At 74.5% G+C, this 21865-nt stretch carries 19 protein-coding genes; 7 read left to right on the top strand and 12 right to left on the bottom strand.

Translation table 11 applies throughout. The features are described 5' to 3' along the window. Positions 1 to 44: 44 nt before the first annotated feature. The 8 genes from ACF07S_RS28435 to ACF07S_RS28400 form a co-directional block, all read right to left on the bottom strand. Entirely contained in the window at positions 45 to 1223 is a 1179-nt protein-coding gene (locus ACF07S_RS28435) for an acyl carrier protein (RefSeq protein ID WP_391966416.1), read from the bottom strand. Continuing rightward, positions 1220 to 2626 (bottom strand): TrpB-like pyridoxal phosphate-dependent enzyme, encoded by a 1407-nt coding sequence (locus ACF07S_RS28430; protein WP_391966415.1) that lies wholly within the window; start codon positions 2624 to 2626, stop codon positions 1220 to 1222. Before ACF07S_RS28430 ends, ACF07S_RS28435 begins: the two co-directional genes overlap by 4 nt. Continuing rightward, positions 2623 to 2937: an acyl carrier protein gene (locus ACF07S_RS28425; protein ID WP_391966414.1), complete on the bottom strand. Its 315-nt coding sequence runs from the start codon at positions 2935 to 2937 to the stop codon at positions 2623 to 2625. The genes ACF07S_RS28430 and ACF07S_RS28425 overlap by 4 nt, the downstream gene beginning before the upstream one ends. 78 nt (positions 2938 to 3015) lie before the next feature. Then, positions 3016 to 4290 carry a glutamate-5-semialdehyde dehydrogenase gene (locus tag ACF07S_RS28420; RefSeq protein ID WP_391975493.1) on the bottom strand — a complete coding sequence of 425 codons (1275 nt, stop codon included), beginning with the start codon at positions 4288 to 4290 and terminating at the stop codon, positions 3016 to 3018. Between the two features lie 6 nt (positions 4291 to 4296). Continuing rightward, positions 4297 to 5082, bottom strand: a complete 786-nt coding sequence (locus tag ACF07S_RS28415; protein ID WP_391975492.1) for an SDR family NAD(P)-dependent oxidoreductase — start codon at positions 5080 to 5082, stop codon at positions 4297 to 4299. Further along, entirely contained in the window at positions 5079 to 6602 is a 1524-nt protein-coding gene (locus tag ACF07S_RS28410; RefSeq protein WP_391975491.1) for an amino acid adenylation domain-containing protein, read from the bottom strand. The genes ACF07S_RS28415 and ACF07S_RS28410 overlap by 4 nt, the downstream gene beginning before the upstream one ends. Positions 6603 to 6623: 21 nt before the next feature. After that, positions 6624 to 9884 (bottom strand): amino acid adenylation domain-containing protein, encoded by a 3261-nt coding sequence (locus ACF07S_RS28405; RefSeq protein WP_391966410.1) that lies wholly within the window; start codon positions 9882 to 9884, stop codon positions 6624 to 6626. Continuing rightward, entirely contained in the window at positions 9860 to 10096 is a 237-nt protein-coding gene (locus ACF07S_RS28400) for a phosphopantetheine-binding protein (RefSeq protein ID WP_391966409.1), read from the bottom strand. The genes ACF07S_RS28405 and ACF07S_RS28400 overlap by 25 nt, the downstream gene beginning before the upstream one ends. 338 nt (positions 10097 to 10434) lie before the next feature. On the opposite strand from ACF07S_RS28400, the gene ACF07S_RS28395 reads away from it, so the two are divergent. Genes ACF07S_RS28395 through ACF07S_RS28380 form a run of 4 tightly spaced genes read left to right on the top strand, consistent with a single transcriptional unit; the run spans position 10435 to position 15191 of the window. Next, a complete protein-coding gene (locus tag ACF07S_RS28395) occupies positions 10435 to 11985 on the top strand; it encodes an AMP-binding protein (protein ID WP_391975490.1) in 1551 nt (516 codons plus the stop codon). After that, positions 11982 to 13232 (top strand): type III PLP-dependent enzyme, encoded by a 1251-nt coding sequence (locus ACF07S_RS28390; protein WP_391975489.1) that lies wholly within the window; start codon positions 11982 to 11984, stop codon positions 13230 to 13232. The genes ACF07S_RS28395 and ACF07S_RS28390 overlap by 4 nt, the downstream gene beginning before the upstream one ends. Further along, positions 13225 to 13761: a cobalamin B12-binding domain-containing protein gene (locus ACF07S_RS28385; protein WP_391966406.1), complete on the top strand. Its 537-nt coding sequence runs from the start codon at positions 13225 to 13227 to the stop codon at positions 13759 to 13761. The genes ACF07S_RS28390 and ACF07S_RS28385 overlap by 8 nt, the downstream gene beginning before the upstream one ends. Before the next feature lie 20 nt (positions 13762 to 13781). Further along, complete coding sequence (locus tag ACF07S_RS28380) at positions 13782 to 15191, top strand: methylaspartate mutase (RefSeq protein ID WP_391975513.1); 1410 nt, start codon at positions 13782 to 13784, stop codon at positions 15189 to 15191. A gap of 326 nt (positions 15192 to 15517) precedes the next feature. On the opposite strand, the gene ACF07S_RS28375 is transcribed toward ACF07S_RS28380, so the two are convergent. Both ACF07S_RS28375 and ACF07S_RS28370 read right to left on the bottom strand, forming a co-directional pair. Further along, positions 15518 to 15991, bottom strand: a complete 474-nt coding sequence (locus tag ACF07S_RS28375) for an ATP-binding protein (RefSeq protein WP_391975488.1) — start codon at positions 15989 to 15991, stop codon at positions 15518 to 15520. Between the two features lie 222 nt (positions 15992 to 16213). Continuing rightward, on the bottom strand, positions 16214 to 16492 hold the full coding sequence (locus ACF07S_RS28370) for a GlsB/YeaQ/YmgE family stress response membrane protein (RefSeq protein WP_391966404.1): 279 nt from the start codon (positions 16490 to 16492) through the stop codon (positions 16214 to 16216). A gap of 546 nt (positions 16493 to 17038) precedes the next feature. Between ACF07S_RS28370 and ACF07S_RS28365 the strand changes: the two genes are divergently transcribed. From ACF07S_RS28365 to ACF07S_RS28355, 3 genes are all read left to right on the top strand, one after another. Then, a complete protein-coding gene (locus ACF07S_RS28365; RefSeq protein ID WP_391966403.1) occupies positions 17039 to 17953 on the top strand; it encodes an NADP-dependent oxidoreductase in 915 nt (304 codons plus the stop codon). 81 nt (positions 17954 to 18034) lie between these two features. Then, on the top strand, positions 18035 to 19111 hold the full coding sequence (locus ACF07S_RS28360; RefSeq protein WP_391975487.1) for an alkene reductase: 1077 nt from the start codon (positions 18035 to 18037) through the stop codon (positions 19109 to 19111). A gap of 9 nt (positions 19112 to 19120) precedes the next feature. Further along, complete coding sequence (locus ACF07S_RS28355; RefSeq protein WP_391975486.1) at positions 19121 to 19600, top strand: MarR family winged helix-turn-helix transcriptional regulator; 480 nt, start codon at positions 19121 to 19123, stop codon at positions 19598 to 19600. Between the two features lie 177 nt (positions 19601 to 19777). Here ACF07S_RS28355 and ACF07S_RS28350 read toward each other — a convergent pair whose 3' ends face one another. Together ACF07S_RS28350 and ACF07S_RS28345 are read right to left on the bottom strand one after the other, a co-directional pair. After that, positions 19778 to 20599, bottom strand: coding sequence for a PIG-L deacetylase family protein (locus tag ACF07S_RS28350; protein ID WP_391975485.1), 822 nt, complete (start codon positions 20597 to 20599; stop codon positions 19778 to 19780). Further along, positions 20596 to 21828, bottom strand: a complete 1233-nt coding sequence (locus tag ACF07S_RS28345) for a glycosyltransferase family 4 protein (RefSeq protein WP_391975484.1) — start codon at positions 21826 to 21828, stop codon at positions 20596 to 20598. The genes ACF07S_RS28350 and ACF07S_RS28345 overlap by 4 nt, the downstream gene beginning before the upstream one ends. Positions 21829 to 21865: the final 37 nt, after the last annotated feature.

Raw genomic sequence — 21865 nt, 5'->3', positions numbered from 1 at the left:
GGAGGAAGGAGGGAGAAAAGGAGGGAAGGAAGGAGGGCAGACGGTCAGTGGGCGGAGGGCGACCGGCGGATCAGGGCGCACAGATCGTCCACGCGGTGCAGGTTCTCCGGCACCAGGTCCTCTGGGGCGAACTCGACGGCGAAGCGCTGTTCCAGCCGTTCCACGACCTCGACCATGCGCATCGAACCGAACTCCGCCAGCCGGCTGAGGTCCCCGTCGAAGTCGCCGGTCCCGACGACCAGGGTGTCCGCGGAGACGTGCAGCACCTCCGCGACGACGGCGCGCACCTCGTCCTCCAGGGCCTGCGGCCGCTGCCCGCCGAACACGGCGGCGTCCCCGCGCAGCGCCTCGCCGGCCCGCTCGAACAGTCCGGCCGGTTCCGCCCGGCCGCGCGCCACCCGGCGGTAGGCGAGGTAGGTGTGCTCGACCACGCCGTCCCACCGGGCCAGGTGCGCGCGCACCGCCTCGTCCTGCGCACCGCCGGCCAGGTGGGCGGCGTACGCGGCGTGCAGGTGCCGGGCGCGGGCCAGCAGCCAGGTCTCCAGCGTGAACCGCTCCAGGGCGAGGACGCGGTCCTCGTGGTCGGCGTAGGCCCGCAGATAGGCGTCGACCACCGCCTCGTCGGCGGGCGTGTGCACCGGCGCCGGGGCGGGCCCCGGCGGGCGCGCGGCCAGCCGCACGGTGACGGTGTCCTCCGGCAACGCCGCGAGCAGGGCGTCCAGTTGGTCGCGCCGGTAGGACAGGTGCAGCGGACGGGCCGGGCCCCACGTGGTGTCGTTGTGGTAGGCGTCGGTCACCGTCACGCCGTCGGCGCCCGGCTCGAGCAGGAAGCTGTGCTCGACGTGCTTGTGCCCGTGGTAGGGCACCCACGGCAGGTGGAAGGCGTCCGCGACGACGTACGACGGCTCCGCCGGCCCGTCCGGTGCCGCGCCGGGCCGGCCCGTCGCGCGTTCGCGCACGGCCAGGCCGAGCAGTTCACCGGCCGCGGCGAGCTGGTCCTCGACGGTGGGCTCGACCGTGGGCAGGCCGCCCGGCCCGTGCGGTGCCGGGGCGAAGCGCAGGACGGCGCCCAGGCGCAGATGGGTGTCGGGCCCGTGGTGGCGGTCGGCGAGCACGGCGAGGTTGGCCTGGAGGCAGTCGAGCAGTGCGGCCCGCACCCGCGGCGCCTCCAGCGCGCGCGGCCCGCCCGCGTGCGCGGCGTCCTGGGAGGTGAGGGTGGTCATGCCGTGCCTCCCGCCGCCCCGTCCGCGCCCGGCGCGTCGCCGATGCGGGTCAGACCGCGCACCGCCTCCCGCAGTCCCGCGGGGTCGGGCGCGCTGTCCGCCAGCTCACCGGCCAGCAGCTGCTGGTAGGCGCCGAGGTCGAGGTAGCCGTGGCCGCTCAGGCAGACCAGCACACCCCGGGGGAGGTCGCGTGCCTCGTCCCCACTGGCGAGCCGGGCCGCCACGGCGAGCGCGTGTCCCGACTCGGGGGCGGGCAGCACCGCCTCCGACAGCGTGAACCGGCGACCCGCCTCCAGGGCCTCCACCTGCCCGACGGCCACCGCCTCCACGTCACCGCGGTGCCGCAGCGCCGAGACGAGCTTGGCGGCGCCGTGGTAGCGCAGTCCGCCCGAGTGGGAGTCGGGGATGCGGTAGTCGCTGCCGATGGTGTACATCGCCTCGCGGGGTCCGGTGCCCGTCGCGTCGGTCTTGTCGTACGCGTACACGCCCCTGCTCAGCTTGGGCGAGGCGGCGGACTCGGCCGCCACCAGGCGCGGTGGCCGGGCGCCCGCCGCCCGGGCGGAGGCGAGGAACGGCAGGGCGATACCGCCGAAGTTCGAGCCGGCGCCGACCGCGCCCACCACGGCGTCCACCGAGGTGTCCGCGGCGGCGAGCTGCTCCTCGCTCTCCAGGCCGATGACCGACTGGTGCAGAATGCTGTACGTCTCGCCGCTGCCGATGCAGAACGCGGCGCCCTCGTGCGTCTGGGCGTACTCGACGGCCTCGCCGATGGCGAGCGAGAGGCTGTTGCCCTGGCTGCCGTCGTCGGCGGCGGCCACCGAGGTCAGATCGCTGGGGCTGGCATGCACCTGCGCGCCGAGCATCCGCATCAGCACACCCCGGTAGGGCTTCTTGGCCAGGCTGGAGCCCACCATGAAGACCGTGCAGCGCAGGCCGAACATCGCGCAGGCCGCGGCCATCGCCGTGCCCCACTGGCCGGCGCCGGTGCCGGTGACCAGCTCGGTCACCCCGGCCCGCTTGTAGTAATAGGCCTGGGCGAGCGCCGTGTTGAGCTTGTGGCTGCCGGAGATGTTCCCGCCCTCGTACTTGACCCAGACCGGGACCCGGGCGCCGATCGCCCGCTCGAAGCCGCGGGCCCGCCACAGCGGAGTGGGCCGGAACGAGCGGTAGGCCTCGGCCACCTCCTGCGGGATGTCCCAGAACTCCCGGGGCTGCAGGCTCTGCCGCATCAGCTCCATCGGCAGGTTGATGTGGATGCCGGAGTCGGACGCCGGGTTCTCCGGCGGCAGGTCGGCGGGCAGGGCGGTGTCCAGGTGCGGCAGGACGCTGCGCCAGCGCGCCGGCACCGCAGTGGCGGGGACAGCGGGCCGCGCGGTGACGCGCTCGGTGACGGGCGCGCTCATCGTGCGGCCTCCGCGGCGGTGGCGACCAGGTCGATCAGGTCGCGTACGGTGGCGAAGCTGCGGCCCACGAACAGGTCGTCGGGCAGGGCCAGTCCGAGGTCGTCCTCCAGGCGGATGAGCATGCCCAGGAAACCCAGGGAGTTCACCTTCAGCAGGGGGCCGTTGAGCGGTTCGTCCTCGGAGATCGTGGCGGGGTCCACGGACAGCCGGGACTCGGTGACGACCAGGCGCCGCACGGCGGCGGCGATGCGGTCGCGGTCCGGCGCGGTGGACAGGGGCGGTGCGGTGGACACGGACGGTTCGCTGGACATGTGGGATGAGCCCTTCTCGGCCCGGGACGGTGCGCGGGCCGGATGGAGGAGAGGGTGCGCCGGGGAGGGGCGCGGCGGTCAGGTGCGCAGGGTGCCGCGGGCCTGGACCACCCACTGGGTGGTCAGCAGCGAGCCGAGGGCGACCGGGCCGCGCACGTGCAGTCGGCCGGTGGAGATGGACAGTTCGGGGCCCAGACCCATGGTCGGACCGTCGTGCAGGCGCAGGGATCCGTTGACGATCAGCGCGGCGGCGTCCACCGAGCCGGTGTAGGCCGCCACGGCCGCCTCGTCGGCGGCGACGATGCCCTCGGTGTGCCCGGAGCCGTGGCGGCGCACATGGGCCACCGCGGCGTCGAGGTCGTCGACGACGTGGACGCCGATCGCGGGCTCCAGCACCTCGCGGCCGAAGTCGTGCTCGGCCAGCGGCTCCTCGCGCAGGCCGTCGGCGGCCGCGCCCTCCGGGTCGGCCGGGGCCGGCAGGGCCGGGTCGGTGCGCAGCGTCACCGGTCCCTCCCAGCGGCGGGCCGCCTCGCGCAGGTGTGCCGTGAACTCGTCGGCCACCGCGCGCTCGACCAGGACCAGTTCCAGGGCGTTGCAGGCGGTCGGCTCGGTCATCTTGCTATTGAGGGCGATCGACGCGGCCAGCGGCAGGTCGGCGCTGGCATGGACGAACAGGTGATTGACCCCGCCGCCGCTGGCGATGACCGGCAGGGTGCTCGCGGTGCGGCAGTAGTCGACGAGCGACGGCCCGCCCCGGGGGACGAGGACGTCCACGGCGTCCGGCCGGGCCAGGAGCCAGCGCAGCTGGGAGCGGTCCGGGTCGTCCAGCACCGTGGCCAGCGCCTCGGGCAGCCCGGCCTGTGCGCAGGCGGCGCGGATCGCCTCGCCCAGCTCGGCGTTGGTCGACGAGATCTCCTTGCCGCCGCGCAGCAGCACGGCGTTGCCGGTGGCGACGCACAGCAGGGCGCCCTCGATGGTGGCCGTCGGCCGGGCCTCGTACACCATGAGGACGACGCCGAGGGGCTTGCGCACCTGCCGGCGGCTGCCCCAGGTGCCGATCGGGCTCTGCGGACCCGGGGCGGTGACGTGCGGCAGCGCCTCGTGCACCTGCTCGGTCAGCCGGGTCAGCACCTGCAGGTGGGCGTCGCCGAGGCGGAGCCGGTCCACCAGCGTGGGCGGCAGGCCGCGGCGTTCGGCGGCGGCGACGTCCTCCTCGTTGGCCTTGCGGATCCGGGACCAGCGGGCGCGCAGCTGGTCCGCCAGGCGCAGGCAGTACTCCTGATAGGCCGGGGCACCCACGGGGGGCGCCTGCACACTGGCCTCGCGTGCCGCTCGGGCGGCTTCTTCGATCATGACTCCCTACCACATGAATTGGCCGCCGTCGACGATCAGCTTCTGCCCGGTGATGTACGAACTGCGGGAGTCCACGAGGAACTCCAGGGCGTCGGCGATCTCGGCGGTGGAGGCGATTCGTCCTTGCGGGATGTGACGCAGCACGGCCTCGCGGGCCGCGTCGTCGTCCAGACGGAACCGGGCGACGACCTCGTCGGTCCAGGTGAAGCCGGGAATGAGGCAGTTGACCCGGACCGCCGGCGCCAGTTCCAGGGCCAGGCACTTGGTGAGGTGCAGCAGGGCCGCCTTGGCGGCGCAGTAGGCGGCCCCGTCCGTGCGGGGGCGCAGGCCGGTCGTCGCGCCGATGTTGACGACGCTGCCGCCGGGCTCGTCCAGCATGTGCGGGGCGCACGCGTGGGTGAGGTTCAGGGCGCCGAAGAGGCTGGTGCCGATCACCGTGTGCCACTCCTCGGGAGTGCTCCGCAGGAAGGGCTTGTCGATGTTGACGCCCGCGTTGTTGACCACGACCCTCGGCGGGCCGTGCCGCTCCACGGCGTCCGCCACGGCGGCGGCCACGGCACCGGCGTCGGTGACGTCGGCGCGGACGGCCCGGACCGCGGGGCCGAGGTCGGCCTCGGTGGCGCGGGCGGCCTCCTCGTCGGCGACGTACAGGGCGACCACCCGGTGGCCGCGGCGGGCCAGGCGCTCGGACAGGGCGCGTCCGATGCCCCGGGTGCCGCCGCTGACCACGGCCAGGGAGCCGGCGCCGGCCAGACTGCCGGCGGCCGGGGCGGCCACGGGGGCGGTGCTCATGCTCCCCCCGTCCCCGCCAGCACCTTCGCCCGGTCGACCTTGCCGGTCGCGCCGAGCGGCAACTCGTCCAGGACCCTGATCACTTCGGGAACCATGTAGACGGGCAGCCGTTCGCGCAGCGCCTGCCGCACCTGGGCGGTGAAGACGTCGGACGGCACCGCGCGGTCCTCCGGCACCACGTGCGCCTCCAGCCGGTCCCGGCCGCTGGGGCCCTTGCCGACGCCGACCACCGCGCCGCGCACCCGCTGCAGGCCGCGCAGCACCACCTCGATCTCCTCCGGTTCGATCCGGAAGCCGCGGATCTTCACCTGCCGGTCGACCCGCCCCACGAACACCAGGTCCTCGCCGTCCCGGGAGACCAGGTCGCCCGTGCGGTACCACACGCCCTCGCGTCCCGGGAGCCGTACGAAGCGCTGGGCCGTCAGGTCCGGGCGGTTGAGGTAGCCGCGCGCCACGCACCTGCCGCCCAGGTACAGCTCGCCGTCGGCGCCCGGGGGCACCTCACGGCCCCCGTCGTCCAGCACCACGGCCTCGTGGCCCGGCACGCAGGTGCCGATGGGCACCTGGTCGCCGCCGTCCCAGCCCTGCCGGATCCAGTAGCGGGTGGCGGCGATCACCGCCTCGGTGGGGCCGTAGCCGTTGCACAGCGGCACATGGCCCAGCGGTCCGGCCGCCCACCGCCGCACCACGGCGGCGCTGGGCGCCTCCCCGCCGAAGAAGACCGCACGCAGTCCGCTCAGCAGCTCCACGTCACGCGCCGTCAGCTCCTCGCCGAAGAACGTCTCGAAGTAGGCGGTGGTGCAGCCCACGTAGGTGACACCGTGCTGGTGCACCCGGGCGAACAGCTGCGGGCCGGTCCACAGCGCGGAACCGCGCAGCAGCACGGTGCCCCCGGCCACCAGACCCGCCCACATCTCCATGACGGTGGCGTCGAAGGCGGGCGCCGAGAAGGAGAGCAGCACGTCGTCGTCGGCGAGTCCGTAGGCCTCCACCGCGCCGGCCAGATGCGCCGCCAGGGCCCCGTGGTCCACGCACACGCCCTTCGGGGCGCCCGTCGAACCGGAGGTGTAGATCACGTACGCCTGGTCGTCGGGGCCGGGGCGGCCGGGCAGCGGGCCGTCGTCCGGTGTGCCGGACGCGGTCGCCTCGGCCACGGAGAGGACCGGAGCCCCGTGCAGCCGGGCCGGGGCGGCGGACCCGTCGGTGGCGAGGACCAGCGGTGCGCCGGTGTCCGCGAGCACGTGCCGCTGCCGCTCCTCGGGCCACGCCGGGTCCAGCGGCGTCCAGGACGCCCCGGCCAGCCAGCAGCCGAGGACGGCGGTCATGAAGTGCTCGTTGCCCGGGCCCAGCACCCCCACCACGGAGCCCCGGGCCGGGCCCCGCGCGGCCAGCGCCCGCGCCACGGCCCGCGCGCCGTCCCACAGCCGGCGGTAGCCGAGCCGGGCGTCGGCGCAGATCACCGCCGTACGGTCCGGGGTGTGCCGGACCCGCTCCTCGATCGCGTCCAGGATCGTCGTCATGTCCGTCCTTGCCTCCATCGCTCAGGAGTCCCCGTCCACGTGGGCGGCGAGCGCCCGGACGGTCGGCCGGCGGAAGAAGTCACCGACCGTCGGCGGCCGGCCCGTGGTCTCCCGCAGCGCCGTGATCAGCTTCAGCACGTCGAAGGAGTTGCCACCCAGGGCGAAGAAGGACTCGTCGGGGCCGCTCGGCGCGCTGCCGAGCAGCGTCGTCCACAGGTCGCGGATCATGCGCTCGGTCCCGGTCGGCTCCCAGCCGGACGCCGCCCCGGCCGGCTGGGCGGTCCGCAGCCGGCCCGCCTGGAGCGCGGTGGTCAGGGCGGTGCGGTCGACCTTGCCGTTCGGCGTCAGCGGCACCGCGTCGATCAGCCGCACGTGGCGCGGGAGCATGTAGGAGGGCAGGACCTGCTCCAGGTGGGCCCGGACGGCCGGCTCCTGGGGCTGCGCCTCGCCGGCCGGCCGCAGGAACAGGCACAGGGCGGCCTGTTCGCCGGTGCCGGTCACCGCCGCCACGGCCTCGCCCACCTCGGGCAGGCGCTCCGCCGCGGACTCCAGCTCGCCCAGCTCCACCCGGTGCCCGCGCACCTTGACCTGCGCGTCGCGGCGGCCGAGGAACACCAGGGCGCCGTCCTCCGCGAGCAGGGCCAGGTCACCGGTGCGGTAGACGCGGTCGCCGGATCCGGACGGCGCGTCCGGCGCGGGCAGGAACGCCGCCGTGGTGCGCTCGGGGTCGTTGATGTAGCCCACCGCCGGGCACACCCCGCCCAGGTACAGCTCGCCCACCGCGCCCGGCGGCACGTCGCGGCCCTCGGGGGTGAGCAGGTAGGCGTCCACGCCCGGCACCGGGCGGCCCACGGGGACGTGGTCGTGGGCGGGCAGGTCGTCGCCGCGCACCACGTGCCAGGTGACCGCGGTCGTCTCGGTCGGGCCGTAGAGGTTGACCAGCTCGCGTCCGGTGTCCCGCGCCAGCAGCCGCCGCAGCCGCTCGTCCAGGTTCAGCTGCTCCCCGGAGACGCAGACGTGGCGCACGGTGGGCAGGGTCAGCCCGGCCTCCTCGACCGCGCCGGCGAACGCGCCGGCCACCGCGACCGGCAGGTAGACGTGGGTCAGCTCCTCCTCCTCGGCGAGCCGGGCCACGGCCGTCAGGTCCCTGCGGTCCAGCGCGCCGAGTCCGACCACCGTTCCACCGCAGGCGAGGGTCGGGAAGATCTCCTGGTAGGAGACGTCGAAGCCGAGGGGCGCGTACTGCAGGAACCGGCTGCCCGGGCCCATCCGCAGCTCGCGCAGCTGCCAGTGCAGCAGGTTCACCAGGGGGCCCTGCCCCATGTGCACACCCTTGGGCCGGCCGGTCGAGCCGGAGGTGAACATGATGTACACGGGGTCCGTGCCGTCTGCCGCGTCCGGCGTCCGCGCCGTGCCGGCCTCGGCCTCCAGCTGCGCCGGGGTGGCGCGCGGCGGCCCGTCCGGCACCGCGTCCCGGTCGCCGACCGTGAAGCGGCACCCGGACTGCTCGATCATGTAGGCCAGCCGTTCGGCGGGCAGCGAGGTGTCCAGCGGCAGATAGGCCGCCCCGCGCCACAGCACGGCGAGCATCGCGACCACCGTCTCCACCAGGTCGCCCGGGACGACGGCCACGGTGTCGCCGCGGCCCACACCGCGCCCGGCGAGTCCGGTGGCGGCCCGCTCGGTGCGCCGCAGCAGCTCCGCGTAGGTCACCTCGGCGCCGCCCGGCTGCCGCACGGCGACGGCGTCGGGGTGGCGCCGCCCGGCCTCGCGCACCAGACCGAGCAGACCGCCCGGCGCGTCGGTCCGCCCGTCGGCGCCCAGCCGCAGGGTGCGTGCGACCGTGCCGCGCCGGGCGCTCAGCCCGGCCAGCAGGCTCCCGGTGTCCGCCGACGGCGTCCCGACGGCGCGCAGCAGCAGCTCGCGGTACTCGGTCAGGAACCGCTGCGCGTAGGACGCCGGCAGCAGGTCCCGGTCGTAGTCCAGCTCGATCCGCAGGCCGTCCTCGACCGCCGTCGCACCCAGCCAGAGGTCGAACTTGGCCGAGCCGTTCTCCAGGATCTCGAGCCGTCCCTCGATCCACGGCATCGGCGCCACCCGGGTGCGCAGCTCGTCCTGCATGGCGAACATGCACTGGAAGACCGGATTGCGGTTGCTCGACCGCTCCGGGGCCAGCCGCGTCACCAGGGCGTCGAACGGCACCGACTGCCGGGCGCGGGTCTCGCGCACCGTCGTCGACACCTCGCGGCAGTGCGTGTCGAACGGCACGTCGCGGGCGGGCAGCGCCATGGGCAGCGTGTTGACGAAGAACCCGCACAGCTGGTGCGAGGCCACCGTGCGCCGGGTGGCGAACGGGCTGCCCACCAGGACGTCCGCGGTGCCGGCGTAGTCGCCGAGCAGCAGCGCGTAGCAGGCCAGCAGCAGCTCGTACGGCGTGCTGCCGAGGTCCCGGGCCGCCCGCTCGACGCGTGCCCGCTCCGGCCGGTCGAGCAGCAGTCGCAGCCGCTCGGCCCGGTGGGCGGTGTCCTGCGGCCGGCCGGGCACCGGGTACAGCGTGGTGGGGGCCACGCCGGCCAGCGGCTTGACGAGCGCGTCGGCGTCCCCGGCGGTCACCGCCGCCTGCGCCGCCGCGCACTGCGCCGCGAGCTCCGCGCGCAGCGTGTGCTCGCGCGCCCGGGCCAGCGCGGCCGGGTCCTCGTCGCCGTCGGCGGCCGCGCGGCCCAGGGCCTGCCGGTACCCGGCGCAGATCTCGTCGACGAGGACCCGGACCGACACCCCGTCGCTGACGGTGTGGTGCACCGTCGCCAGCAGGGCCGACCGCGCGGGCGCGCCCGGCGCGGACGTCAGCAGCCGGAACCTGCACAGCGGGGCGCGGGCCAGGTCCAGCGGCAGCCGCACGAACTCCTCGGTCTGCTCCTCCAGCCAGGTCTCCCACGGCACCGCGCCGCCGTCGTGCCCCACGACCTCCCAGGGCAGCGTCACCGCCTGCGCGATGCGGGCGCCGGGGCCGTCGGGACCGGCGTGGAACTCGGTGCGCAGAGCCGGCTGCACCAGCACCAGCCGCTCCAGGGCGGCCCGCACGGCGTCGGCGTCCAGCGTTGCGTCGAAGACGATGCGGAAGCTGTTGTTGTACAGGTCCTTGCGGGCGGCGGCCTCCTGGATGAACAGCAGGCTGCGCTGGGAGTCGGTCAGGGGGAGCACGTCCCCCCGCTCGTCGGGACGCATCGCGGACGTCTCCTGTCGCAGGTCGAGGGCGGTCACCGGTGCGGCCCGCCGTTCCACCGGCCGACGAACTCCGTCAGGTCGCCGACGGTGACGAGCCGTGCCAGCTCGTGCGGCTCGATCTCCTGCGTCTCGTCCGCCGCCAGGTCGGTGATGATGCGCAGCAGCAGCAGGGAGTCGACACCCAGGGCCGTCAACTCACTGCTCTCGCTCATCGGTTGGTCTCCGACCCGGCGGGTGATGCAGGCCAGGACGTCTTCGGTGGTCGTCATACGGAGCAACCGCCCTTTCTGCGGGATCCGGCGTCGGTGACCAGCACAGCAGCCCGTCCTAACGATCCGGTTGTCGTCGGCTACCGGGCGGCCGGGCGCGGCCGCCGACGTGCGTCGCTAGCGGTCCGGTAGCCGCCGGTGAGCCGAACGTCAGGGGCCGGTGGTGTTCTTGGTGCGCACCCCAGGGGCGGTTCCGCGGCCCGCGGCACGCACCCGGCCCGCACCGGCCGCACGCCGCGCCGGCCGCACGCCGCGCCGGCCGCAGCGCGCGGGCCCGGCCGCGTCCGCCCCCGCCCCCGCCCACAGGCCCGCCGGGCCCGAGAACGGAGAGCGGAGCATTGGCAACCCCACAGGACCTGATCGAACGACACACCGCGCCCGCGCCGGCCGACGGCCGGACGGTGCACGGACTCTTGGCCGAGGCCGTGGCGCAGACCCCGCACCGCCCGGCCGTACGGGATGCGACCGGCGCCTGGACCTACGCCCAACTGGCCGAGCAGGCCGAACGGCTGACCGCGTGGCTGGCGGCCCGCGGCGTGGGCCGCGGCGACCGCGTCCTGCTCCAGCTGCCCACCGGCCGGCCGCTGGCGGCCCTCTTCTACGCCACGGTGCGGCGCGGGGCGGTCTTCGTGCCGGTGCACCCGGCCATGAAACCGTTCCACCTGCGGTCCGTCGTCGCCGACGCCGACCCCGCCCTCGTCCTGACCGACACCGAGGGCGTCCACCGCCTGCGCCCCCTCACCGACGCCCCCGTCCACGACATCGCCGACGTCCTCGCCGAGGCGGCGGCACAGGAGCCCGGCCCGGACGCGGCCGCGTCGCCGGACGTGTCCGGCGACGACCTGGCCACCCTCATCTACACCTCCGGCAGCACCGCCGCGCCCAAGGCCGTGGCCTGCCCGCACGCCGCCGTGGTCTTCGCCTCCACCGCGCTGGTCCAGGCCCTGGACTACCGCTCCGACGACGTCGTGTTCTGCCGTTTCCCGATGTCCTGGGACTACGGCCTGTACAAGGTCCTGATGACCTGCATCGCCCGCTGCGAGATCGTCCTCGCCGACGGCGACTCGGACTTCACCGTGCTGCGCCGCATGCACGAGACGGGCACGACCGTGGTGCCGCTCGTCCCCTCCTACGCCTCGATGATCGTCTCCCTGGCCCGGCGCCACCCCGACCAGCGGCCGCCCGTGCGCATGTTCACCAACACCGGCGCCGCCCTGCCCGCCGCCACCGCCGACGCCCTGCGCGCCCTGTTCCCCGGTGCCCGCGTGGTGCGCCAGTACGGGCAGACGGAGGCCAAACGGATCACCGTCATGCCGCCCGAGGAGGAGCACGAACGGCCGCACAGCGTCGGACGGGCCCTGCCCGGCACCCGCGTGCTGATCTGCGGGCCGGACGGCGAGCCCCTGCCGCCGGGCGCCGTCGGCGAGATCGTCGCCCTCGGCCCGCACGTGATGCGCGGCTACTGGCGCAACCCCGAGGCCACCACCCGCAGTTTCCGCCCCGACCCCGACGACCCGGCCGTCACCCGGCTGCACACCGGCGACTACGGACACCTCGACGAGGACGGCTACCTCTACTTCCAGGGCCGCCGCGACGACATGTTCAAGCGCAAGGGCTTCCGCATGAGCACCGTGGAGATCGAGACCGCCGCCCTGGACATCCCCGGCGTGCGGGCCGCCGCCGCGCTGCCCCCGGACGACCGCCACGACCTGACCCTGTTCGTGGAGAGCGACCTCGACGAACGCACGGTCGTGCGGGAACTGATGGAACGCCTGGAGACCGCGAAGATGCCCGCCCAGTGCCGGGTCCTGGCCGAATTCCCGCTCACCCTGCACGGCAAGAACGCCCGGCGGGAACTGGCCGCCCTGATCGACGGAGAGCGCCCGTGACCGTGAGCCCCCACCACCGCGACCTCGCCGGACAGTACGGCACCCCGCTGTACGTCTACGACCTGGCCCGGGTGCGCGCCGCCCGCCGCGACCTGTTCGGCTTCCTGCCGGAGGGCGTGGAGGTCTACTACGCCTTCAAGGCCAACCCCCACCCCGACCTGGTCCGTGCCCTGCGCACCGGCGACGGTCCCGCCTGCAAGGCGGAGATCAGCTCCACCGGCGAGCTCGCCACCGCCCTGGAAGCCGGCTACCAGGGCCGGGACATCCTCTACACCGGTCCCGGCAAGACGGCCGGCGAACTCGACCTGGCCGTCCGCAGCGGTGTGGGCCTGTTCTCCGCGGAGTCCCTCACCGACCTGGAGCACATCGGCCGCGCCGCCCGCGACCACGGCACCACCGCCCGCTGCCTGCTGCGCATCAACAGCGTGACCGCGAGCGCCGCCAGCGGGGTGCGCATGACCGGCAAGCCGACCCAGTTCGGCATCGACAGCGAGACCGTCCCCGAGGCAGCCGCCGCGCTGACCTCCGTGCCCGGCACCTCCGTCGAGGGACTGCACCTGTTCTCGCAGAGCAACGCCCGCGACGAGGAGAGCCTGCTGGCGGAGTTCCGGCACACGCTGGAGACCGCTGCCCGCATCCAGGACGAGCTGGGGGTGCAGCTGCGCGTCCTGGACATCGGCGGGGGCTTCTCCGTGCCCTACGGCCGGACCGGCGACCGCGCCGCCTACCCCAAACTGCGCGGCGAACTCGCCGCCGCCCTGGACCTGTTCTTCCCCCGGTGGCGGCAGGGCCTGCCGCGGATCGCCGTGGAGTCCGGCCGCTACCTCGTCGGTGACAGCGGCCACCTCCTCACCTCGGTGACCAACCTCAAGACCGGGCGCGGCCACACCTTCGCCGTCCTGGACGCGGGCATCAACGTGTTCGGCGGCATGTCCGGCCTCGGCCGCCTGCTGCCCGTCTCCGTCGAGGTCCCGGGAGGCGAGGACAGCCGGCAGGTCACCCTGGCCGGCCCGCTGTGCACCCCGGGCGACGTCCTGGGCCGCAACGTCACCGTCCCGGCCGGCCTGGCGCCCGGCGACCTCCTCGCCGTGCCCAACACCGGTGCCTACGGCCCCACCGCCAGCCTGCTGATGTTCCTCGGCCGGCCCAGCCCGGTGGAGGTCGTCACCGACGGCGAGGACACCGTCTCCGTCACCCGCATCGAACGCACCAGGGTCCCTCACGGCGCGGAGCACACGCATGACTGACCTGTTCCAGCCGTCCGGCACCACCCCCGACCGTGCCCGGGCCACGGTCGTCGTCACCACCGTGGCCTCCGACTCCCACACCTGGAACCTGGTGTTCCTGCAGCTCCTGCTGGAGGAACTCGGCTATCACGTCGTCAACCTGGGCCCGTGCGTCCCCGACGACCTGCTGGTGCGCCACTGCCGGGAGATCCGCCCGGCCGCCGTGATCATCAGCAGCGTCAACGGCCACGGCGCCCAGGACGGGCTGCGCGTCATCCGCGCGCTGCGCGACGACGAGCTGACCGCCGCCCTGCCCGTCGCCATCGGCGGCAAGCTCGGCGTGGACGGCGGTGCCACCTCCCACGCCGAGCGGCTCCTGGCCGCCGGTTTCAACGCCGTCTTCGAGGACGGCGCCGACACCCTGGCCGCCTTCCGCCGCTTCCTGGACGAACTGGGCACCGGGCCGGGCCGCGCCCTGGGCACCCGCCCGCAGCGCGCCGGCGCCGGGCAGGCGCGTCACGCCGATGAGCAGATGGGCGTCCCCGCGTGACGCCGCCCACGCCGGGCAACGTGCCGGACCGCCGACCGGGTTCCGCCGACGAACCCGCCCCGGCCGGTCCGGCCCTGCGCGGCTTCGGCGACTTCGTCCGCGCCCACGGCGGCAACGGCCGCCTGGTGGTCCAGCCCCGGATGGGTTTCAGCGACCCGGCCGCCATGCGCGCCGGTCTGGCCGCCACCCGGGCCGCCGCCGCCCGCACCGTCGGCACCATCACTCTGGACGCCCACACCCGCGTCGGCCACCTCGACGCCGCCGCGGCCGCCCTGCGCACCGGCACCCCCCTCAACGGCTACCCCGTCGTCACGCACCCCCCGGCCACCACCGCACAGGTCCTGCACGGCATCCGGGACACCGGCTTCCCCGTCCAGGTCCGGCACGGCTCCGCCCGCCCGGTCGGCATCTTCCGGGCCCTGGCCGCCCTCGGCCTGGACGCCAGCGAAGGGGGACCCGTCTCCTACTGCCTGCCCTACGGCAGAACCCCTCTGGCCGAGTCCGTCACCCAGTGGGCCACCGCCTGCGAACTGTTCGCCTCCCTGCGGGAGACCGGCCGCGAACCCCATCTGGAGACCTTCGGCGGCTGCATGCTCGGCCAGTTGTGCCCGCCGAGCATGCTGGTGGCCATCAGCGTCCTGGAAGCGCTCTTCTTCCTCCGGCACGGCGTGCGCAGCCTGTCGGTCAGCTACGCCCAGCAGAGCTCCCCGGAACAGGACGCCGAGGCCGTCGGGGCGCTGCGCCGCCTGTGCGCGGAACTCCTGCCGACCGACGACTGGCACGTGGTCCTCTACACCTACATGGGCGTCTTCCCCGAAACCGAGCACGGCGCCCGGCGGCTGCTGGCGAGCTCCGCCGAGCTCGCCGTGCGCACGGGAGCGGAACGCCTGATCGTCAAAACGGTCGCCGAATCGCGGCGCATCCCCACCATCCAGGAGAACATCGACGCCCTCGAACTGGCGGCGGCCACCGCGCGCACCGCCGGGCGAACCGCACCGCTCCCGTCGTTCCAGCCCGCCGACACCCCCACCTACCAGGAGGCCGCCGCCCTCGTCCACGCCGTCCTCGACCTGCACCCCGATCTGTCCCGGGCCCTGCTCCACGCCTTCCGCCGCGGCTACCTCGACGTCCCGTACTGCCTCCACCCCGACAACCGGGGCCTGACCCGCAGCTACATCGATCCGGCCGGGCGGCTGTGCTGGGCCGCCACCGGCAACCTGCCCATCGCCCACCTGGTACGTCCTCGCGGCGGCCCCCGTCTCACCTCCGCCACCCTGCTCGCCGACCTCACCCATGTCCGCAACCGCTTCGACGGTCTCCCGCCCCCCGCCGTCGCCTCCCGCACGGCGACGACGGACCGAACCGTCCCGGCCCGCCCGTCGGCCGCCGACCCGGTGGCATCCTCGCGGCCGTCAGGAGGCGGCCGGTGAGGCGTGCTGACGCCCCGTCCCGTGGATCGACGCCCCGGCGCAGGTGACGACCGTGATCGTGTGCGGAGCAGCGAGGTGACGGACCGCGCCGGCACGGTCGGTGGTCTTCCCCGCCGCGGTGCCCGGCCGCAGGCCCACCCGTTCGCCCGCAAGGTCGCCGGTGACTCCGGGGGAGCGGAGGTGCCGGCCCCGCCGGCTTCAGCGGCCGGTGGGAGTCCTCGGCCCGGCTGCTCAGGCCTTTGCGGGAGCGGTGCCCGGCCGAGGGCGTCACCTCGCGGTGGACCGCCCCGCGGGAACGGAACCTGCCCGTGACGATCACGGGCCGGTCATATCAGCCGGCCCGCCGGATGGCCGCGGGGATCGTCGGCCAGCACGATGGCGGCTCCGACGCGTTTGCCCACCGGCTCGCGGCGGATCTCGAAGCTGCGGCACACGGCCATGACGATCTCCAGGCCGTGCTTGCCGACCCGGTGCGGATCGGCTTCCTGGGGCACCGGCAGGGCGGGATCGCTGTCCCAGACGCTGATTTCCACGGCGCCGTCGCTGATCACCAAGTCCAGCAGACACGGGCCGGGGGCGTACTTGTGGGCGTTGGTCACCAGCTCGCTGGCCACCAGCTCCACCAGGCCCATCGCACGCTCCGACACCGGGATCCCGTGGACGGACTGCACCTCGGTCATGAAACGGCGGGCCGCGTCCCGGGCCTCGGCGATCCGCTCCCCGCCCTCCAGGGCGACCGTGGACTGCAGGGGACGGCTGGCCAGCGGCTGATCCTCGTCGTCGTGCACCACTGACCTCATACCGCCACCCTCGTCCTGAGCAACCCGACCAAGGGCGTTCGGCTACCCCCGGAACCGGAACACACGCATGCCTCACATCACGGTTGAGTCACTCGGCGCGGCGGTGACGTCGGTCGGGGGACGTCGGTGGGGGAGGGGCCGGACTCCCGCATGCCGGGAACAAGGAGGAACGGCTCCTCGCCGGAGGGGCGAGGAGCCGTTTCGTGGGGTGTGCGCGCTGGATCAGGCGTGACGGTGGGAGTGGCGGTTGCCGACGATCAGGCGGTAGACGAGGAGAAGGATGACGGAGCCGACGATGGCGGCGATCCAGGTGGACAGGTCGAAGAAGCCGTCGATGGAGTCGACGCCGAAGATCACCTTGCCGAGCCAGCCGCCGAGGAGGCCGCCCGCGATGCCGATGAGCATCGTGATGATGACGCCGCCGGGGTCCTTGCCCGGCATCAGTGCCTTGGCGATGAAGCCCGCGAGCAGGCCGATGAGGATCCAAGCGATGATGCCCATGAGACGTCTCCTACCTCGTTGTATAAAGCTTCTGTTAATGCACCGTCTTTACCGCCGGGGCACTTCCAAACGTCGTGCACACGATCATTTGCCGGGCCGGGCCCCGGTCCGGCCCTCCTGCGCCTTCCTGACGCCGTGGCCCGCCGTTCCCCGGCGGCTGCGGCGTCCTTGAGGCTGTCCGGCACCGTGGTGGCCTCACCGGTGCCCGGCCCGGGAGGAACGCGCAGTCGCCGAGAGCCCGGCCCGGACGAGGGGTTGTGCGAGCCCTCCGGAACCCGTCCTGCCGCGCAACGCGGTTGGGCCGCTCGAACGAAAGACGCGCATCGGCTGTCCTCCGAGGGTGCGGTGGATCCGCGTCTTCGCGGCCGAGGGCGTCCCGTCCTCGTGGTTCGCGAGACTTCCGCGCAGGTGGTCCGGGGTGTCGCACGCCGGGTCGCGCACCCCCGCACCCTTAATACTTGGCTGGCCACCTAATTGGTGTTACCTTTATGTGGTCGGCCACATAAAGCGGGTCGCCGGTTCCGCCCATCGAGGGAGACAGCAGTCATGAAGGCCATCGTTTTCGACACGTTCGGCGGCACCGAGGTCCTGCACGAGACGGAGACCGAGATCCCCGAGCCCGGCCCCGGCCAGGTCCGCATCCGCGTCCGGGCGGTCGGCGTCAACCCGGTGGACGGAAAGATCCGCTCCGGGATCATGGAGGCCATCTTCCCCACCACGCTGCCCGCCGTCCCCGGCGGGGAGATCGCCGGGGTCGTCGACGCCCTCGGCGAAGGCGTCGACCGGCTGAAGGTGGGTGACGAGGTGCTGGGCTGGTCCGACACCGGCGCCTACGCCCAGTACGCACTGGCCACCGCGGCCGTCCTCGCCCCCAAGCCGGCCGGCCTGGACTGGACGCACGCGGCCGCGCTGCCGGTGGCGAGCGACGGCGCCGACCGGGTCCTGGACCTGCTCGGCGTCAAGGCCGGTGAGACCCTGCTGATCCACGGTGCGTCCGGCGCACTCGGCACCGTCGCCGTGCAGCTCGCCGTCGCCCGCGGCGCCCGCGTCATCGGCACCGCCGGCCCGGCCAACCAGAGTTACGTGACATCGCTCGGCGCCACCGCGCTGGTCTACGGACAGGGTCTGGTCGAGCGGGTCCGCGCCCTCGCCCCGAAGGGCGTGGACGCCGTGTTCGACGCCGCGGGCAAGGGCGCACTGGAGGACTCCATCACTCTGCGCGGCGGCACCGACCGGATCGTCACCACCGCCGACTTCCGGGCCCGCGAACTCGGAATCGTCTTCGCCGAGGGCCCGCAGCGGCGCTCGGCCGCCCGACTGGCCGAACTCGCCCGGCAGGCCGCCGACGGCGCGCTGGTGATCACGGTCGGCGCCACCTACCCGCTCGCGGAAGCGGCCAAGGCGCAGCAGGCCGGCGACGCCGGCCACGGCCGGGGGAAGCTCGTCCTCACCGTCGGCTGACTCTCCGGCGCGACCGCCCACGGCCGGCCCGCACCCGGTCCCGCCTCCCGCCCGTCCCCCTCGTCCCGAAGGAAGCCCTCCATGCCCACCACCGACCTGAACGCCCTGTGGCGGCCCGCCCGCGCCGGGGACCTCCGGCTGCCGCACCGGCTCGTCATGGCCCCGATGACGCGCGGCCGCAGCACCGCGGAGGGCGTGCCGACCGAGCTGAACGCCGAGTACTACGCCCAGCGCGCCTCGAACGCGCTCATCATCACCGAGGGCACCCAGCCGTCCGCCGACGGGCAGGGCTACCTGCTGACGCCCGGCGTCCACACCGCGGAGCAGGTGGCCGGGTGGCGCAAGGTCACCGACGCCGTGCACGCCGCCGGCGGGCGCATCGCCGTGCAACTGATGCACGTCGGGCGGATCGCGCACCCCGGCAACACCCCGCACGGACGGCAGCCGGTGGCGCCCTCCCCGGTGCGCCCGGCGGGCATGATGTTCACCGCGTCCGGGCCGCAGGAGATGCCCCGGCCCCGGGCGCTGTCCACCGAGGAGGTCGCCGCGACGGTCGAGGACTACCGCCGCGCCGCCGCGGGCGCCGTCGCGGCCGGCGCGGACGGCGTGGAGATCCACGGCGCCAACGGCTACCTCGTCCACCAGTTCCTGTCCACCAACGCCAACGAGCGCACCGACCGCTACGGCGGCCCGGTCGGCAACCGCATCCGCTTCGCCGTCGAGGTCGCCGCGGCCGTCGCCGACGAGATCGGTGCCGGCCGCACCGGCATGCGCCTGTCCCCCGGCAACCCGTACAACGACATCCGCGAGGACGACACGCACGAGCTGTACCCGGCGCTGGTGCGCGCCCTCGCCCCGCTGGACCTGGCCTACCTCCACCTGGTGCACACCGGCGACGAGCAGCTGCTGGACACCCTTCGGCCGCTGTGGCCCGGAGCACTCGTGTTGAACCGCGCGGGCGCCGACCTGGCAGCGCGGGCCAAGGACGTCACCGACGGCCGGGCCGACCTCGTCTCCGTCGGCGCCCTGGCGCTGGCCAACCCCGACCTGGTCGAGCGGGTACGCTCCGGAGCGCCGCTGAACACCCCCGACCCGGCCACCTTCTACAGCGGCGGCGAGACCGGATACACCGACTACCTCACCCGTGGCGACGCCTGAGGAGAAGCGATGACCGACCCCGTCTCCAGGCCCCCCAGCACGGCGCGCGACGGCCGTCTCAGCTACGCCGTCTTCCAGCTCGCCCGCGCCCATCGCGGCCACGCCGCCGCGATGCTCCGCACCATGAAGCTGCACCCGGGACAGGAGCTGCTGCTGATGCAGCTCTTCGACCGCGACGGCCAGACCCAGTCCGAACTGCTGGACAGCGTCGGACTCGACCACTCCACCGTCTCCAAGTCGCTGCGCCGCATGCAGGACGCGGGACTGCTCACCCGGGAACCGGCCGAACACGACCGGCGGGTCATGGTGGTCCGGCTCACCGACGCCGGCCGCGCCCTGCGTGAGCCCATCGCGGACATGTGGCGCGCCCTGGAGGAGCTCTCGGTACAGGGCCTGACGGCGGAACAGGTCGAGACGTTCACCAGGACCGCGTACGCCATCGAGCAGTCGATCAAGAAGCGCGGTCGCCAGGACCCGCCGAACGGGTAGCTGATCGTTCCGGAACGAGCCAGCCGCGGTTCCCATGCTTGCCGATCTTGGCCGACAGGCACGGCGGGCGGAGGCGCAGAAGTGGCCCGGCGACCCGGGCCGCCAGGGGGAAACGGCACCGTGCCCGGCCGAACCGGCTGGTCGGCAACCCCCGGCTCGCCGCGGGCGTGCCCGCGCTCATCGACGTGCCCCGTGCCGGGCGGACCCCTCCAGCACCCGACGGGCCGCGGGTCCGGCCCTCAGCGACTCACCGTAGGCGCAGGGGGCCCCGGTACGCAGGGCCTCGGTACGGGCCACGGAGGACAGGAACTCGCCGGTTTCCCCGGGACCGCCGAACTGGAAACCGAGCTGGGTCGTGTAGCACTGCGCCGCGGCGGTCTTGTCCGCCAGGACAGCGCCGATGTCGATCGTCACCTCGCCCGCCCCCTCGGGGGTGCCGCGCCGGAATCCGGCGTCGTACGGCGGTGTGCGGGCGACATAGGGCACGTCGCGCCACCAGCCGGTCCGTGAGGACGGTGCGAGGGCGGCCACCGCGCGGGCGGCGAGCAGGTGATCGACGTGGCCGCCGATCCCCTGAGGGGCGAGGACGAGGTCCGCCGACACCAGGTGAGGGCGGAGCAAGTGCCGTAGTTCCGTCTCGACGGTGTCGTGGGGGCGGGGAGGTGTGAAAAGCTCCGCCGGACCGCCGTACCCCCGGTGCGGCGCCTCGGGCAGCGGGAGGTGGACCGGGGGGAGCGTGCCCAGCCTCCGTTGGGCGGCCCCGTCCTCGGCACGGCGCAGGGCCATGTAGTCCACGTCGGCGGGCAGCCCCTTGTCGAGCTGGGTGGACAGCGCGAAGGGGCAGGGATCGCCGACCGACGCGGTGAAGCAGGTGACGACCCGTACGAGCCAACCCGCTCGGGACAGCAGCGCCAGCACGCCTCCGGCGGAGAAGACCGCGTCGTCCAGATGCGGGCTGACGGCGATGGCGGTGCGGGCACCGCACAGGGGCGCGGTCACAGTAGGTGAGGTTCGCGGCGGAACCGGCAGGACAGGTCCACGGCGGGCGCCACGGACCCGTCGGCCGGCTCCTTCGCGGACGTCGTCCTCCCCGGCCGTGCGGCGCACACCTCCTCGTACACGGCGCAGACGCGCGCGGCGGCCACCGGCCACGACCACCGGGTCCGCACCTGCCGCAGTGCCGTGCGGGCGAGGCGGTGACGCAGCGGCGCGTCGTCGAGCATCCGGCCGACGGCTTCGGCCAGGGCGCGGGGGTCGCGTGGGGGCACCAGCAGCCCGTTGACGCCGTCGCGTACGCAGTCCACCACGCCGACCACGTCGGTGGACACCACCGGAAGCCCGCTCGCCATCGCCTCCAGGATGGTGTTGGAGAAGCCCTCGGCCCAGGTGGGGCTGACGAAGACGTCACCCCTGCGGTAGACGGCGGGGGCGTCGTGGTAGCCGGTGGGGCCGAGCACCTCCACGGTGCCGGCCAGGTCGCGCCGTCGTGCCCGGTGGGTCAGCCGGTCCAGGTCGGGGCCGGTACCGGAGACCAGCAGCCGCAGCCGCCTTCCTCCGGCACGCAGGAGCCGTACCGCCTCCAGCAGGTCCAGGACGCCTTTGCGGACGTCGATCCGGCCGTGGTAGAGCAGCACCGGCGGGTCGTCGAGGGCCCCGGGCCGCCGTCCGGGCGCGGGGCGGAAGAGACCGGTGTCGGTGGCTCCGGGGATCACGGTGAGGCGTTCGGCCGGCACCTGGTGGCGGACGGCGACCTCGGCCCTGAAGGAGGGGGAGCCGATCAGCACGGCCGGTGTATCCCGCAGCACCCGGCGGATCGCCGCGCGGTGGGTGGTGCAGCAGGTGCCGACCCAGTGCCCGTCGCCGCCCTGCACGGAGACCACGGCCGGAACCCCGAGCCGCTCGGAGGCCTCCAGTACGGCCAGACCCGGAGGGTAGCCGTACTGGGCGTGCAGTACGTCCAGCGGCCGGCGGGCGTGCAGGTCGGCGATCGTGTCGCGCAGCGCGGCGACATCGGCCTCGAAGTCGGCGGGCAGTCCGTCGCCCACGGCCTGCTCGCCCAGGGACTCCAGCGCCACCAGGCGCACGCCGTGGGGGACCCGCTCGGGCGGGGGAGGGCCGCCGCCGTAGACGGCGCGGCCCCGGCGGTCGCCGCGGTACTGGGACACCAGGGTGACCTCGTGGCCCGCCGCGGTGAGGGACCGCAGCAGGTTCTCCGCGTAGGCGCTCATGCCCGACACGGCAGGCCAGTAGCGCCGTGAGACGAAG

Source organism: Streptomyces sp. NPDC016640 (assembly GCF_043076215.1).
Classification (GTDB): domain Bacteria; phylum Actinomycetota; class Actinomycetes; order Streptomycetales; family Streptomycetaceae; genus Streptomyces.
This window is presented reverse-complemented; position numbering and strand designations above follow the sequence as displayed.

Bases quoted from the DNA above. Each gene is read 5' to 3' on its own strand.
- ACF07S_RS28345 (WP_391975484.1), bottom strand. From the start codon at position 21,828: ATGAGCGCCTACGCGGAGAACCTGCTGCGGTCCCTCACCGCGGCGGGC.
- ACF07S_RS28400 (WP_391966409.1), bottom strand. From the start codon at position 10,096: ATGACGACCACCGAAGACGTCCTGGCCTGCATCACCCGCCGGGTCGGA.
- ACF07S_RS28420 (WP_391975493.1), bottom strand. From the start codon at position 4,290: ATGATCGAAGAAGCCGCCCGAGCGGCACGCGAGGCCAGTGTGCAGGCG.
- ACF07S_RS28430 (WP_391966415.1), bottom strand. From the start codon at position 2,626: ATGAGCGCGCCCGTCACCGAGCGCGTCACCGCGCGGCCCGCTGTCCCC.
- ACF07S_RS28360 (WP_391975487.1), top strand. From the start codon at position 18,035: ATGCCCACCACCGACCTGAACGCCCTGTGGCGGCCCGCCCGCGCCGGG.
- ACF07S_RS28425 (WP_391966414.1), bottom strand. From the start codon at position 2,937: ATGTCCAGCGAACCGTCCGTGTCCACCGCACCGCCCCTGTCCACCGCG.
- ACF07S_RS28375 (WP_391975488.1), bottom strand. From the start codon at position 15,991: ATGAGGTCAGTGGTGCACGACGACGAGGATCAGCCGCTGGCCAGCCGT.
- ACF07S_RS28370 (WP_391966404.1), bottom strand. From the start codon at position 16,492: ATGGGCATCATCGCTTGGATCCTCATCGGCCTGCTCGCGGGCTTCATC.
- ACF07S_RS28355 (WP_391975486.1), top strand. From the start codon at position 19,121: ATGACCGACCCCGTCTCCAGGCCCCCCAGCACGGCGCGCGACGGCCGT.
- ACF07S_RS28385 (WP_391966406.1), top strand. From the start codon at position 13,225: ATGACTGACCTGTTCCAGCCGTCCGGCACCACCCCCGACCGTGCCCGG.
- ACF07S_RS28410 (WP_391975491.1), bottom strand. From the start codon at position 6,602: ATGACGACGATCCTGGACGCGATCGAGGAGCGGGTCCGGCACACCCCG.
- ACF07S_RS28365 (WP_391966403.1), top strand. From the start codon at position 17,039: ATGAAGGCCATCGTTTTCGACACGTTCGGCGGCACCGAGGTCCTGCAC.
- ACF07S_RS28435 (WP_391966416.1), bottom strand. From the start codon at position 1,223: ATGACCACCCTCACCTCCCAGGACGCCGCGCACGCGGGCGGGCCGCGC.
- ACF07S_RS28415 (WP_391975492.1), bottom strand. From the start codon at position 5,082: ATGAGCACCGCCCCCGTGGCCGCCCCGGCCGCCGGCAGTCTGGCCGGC.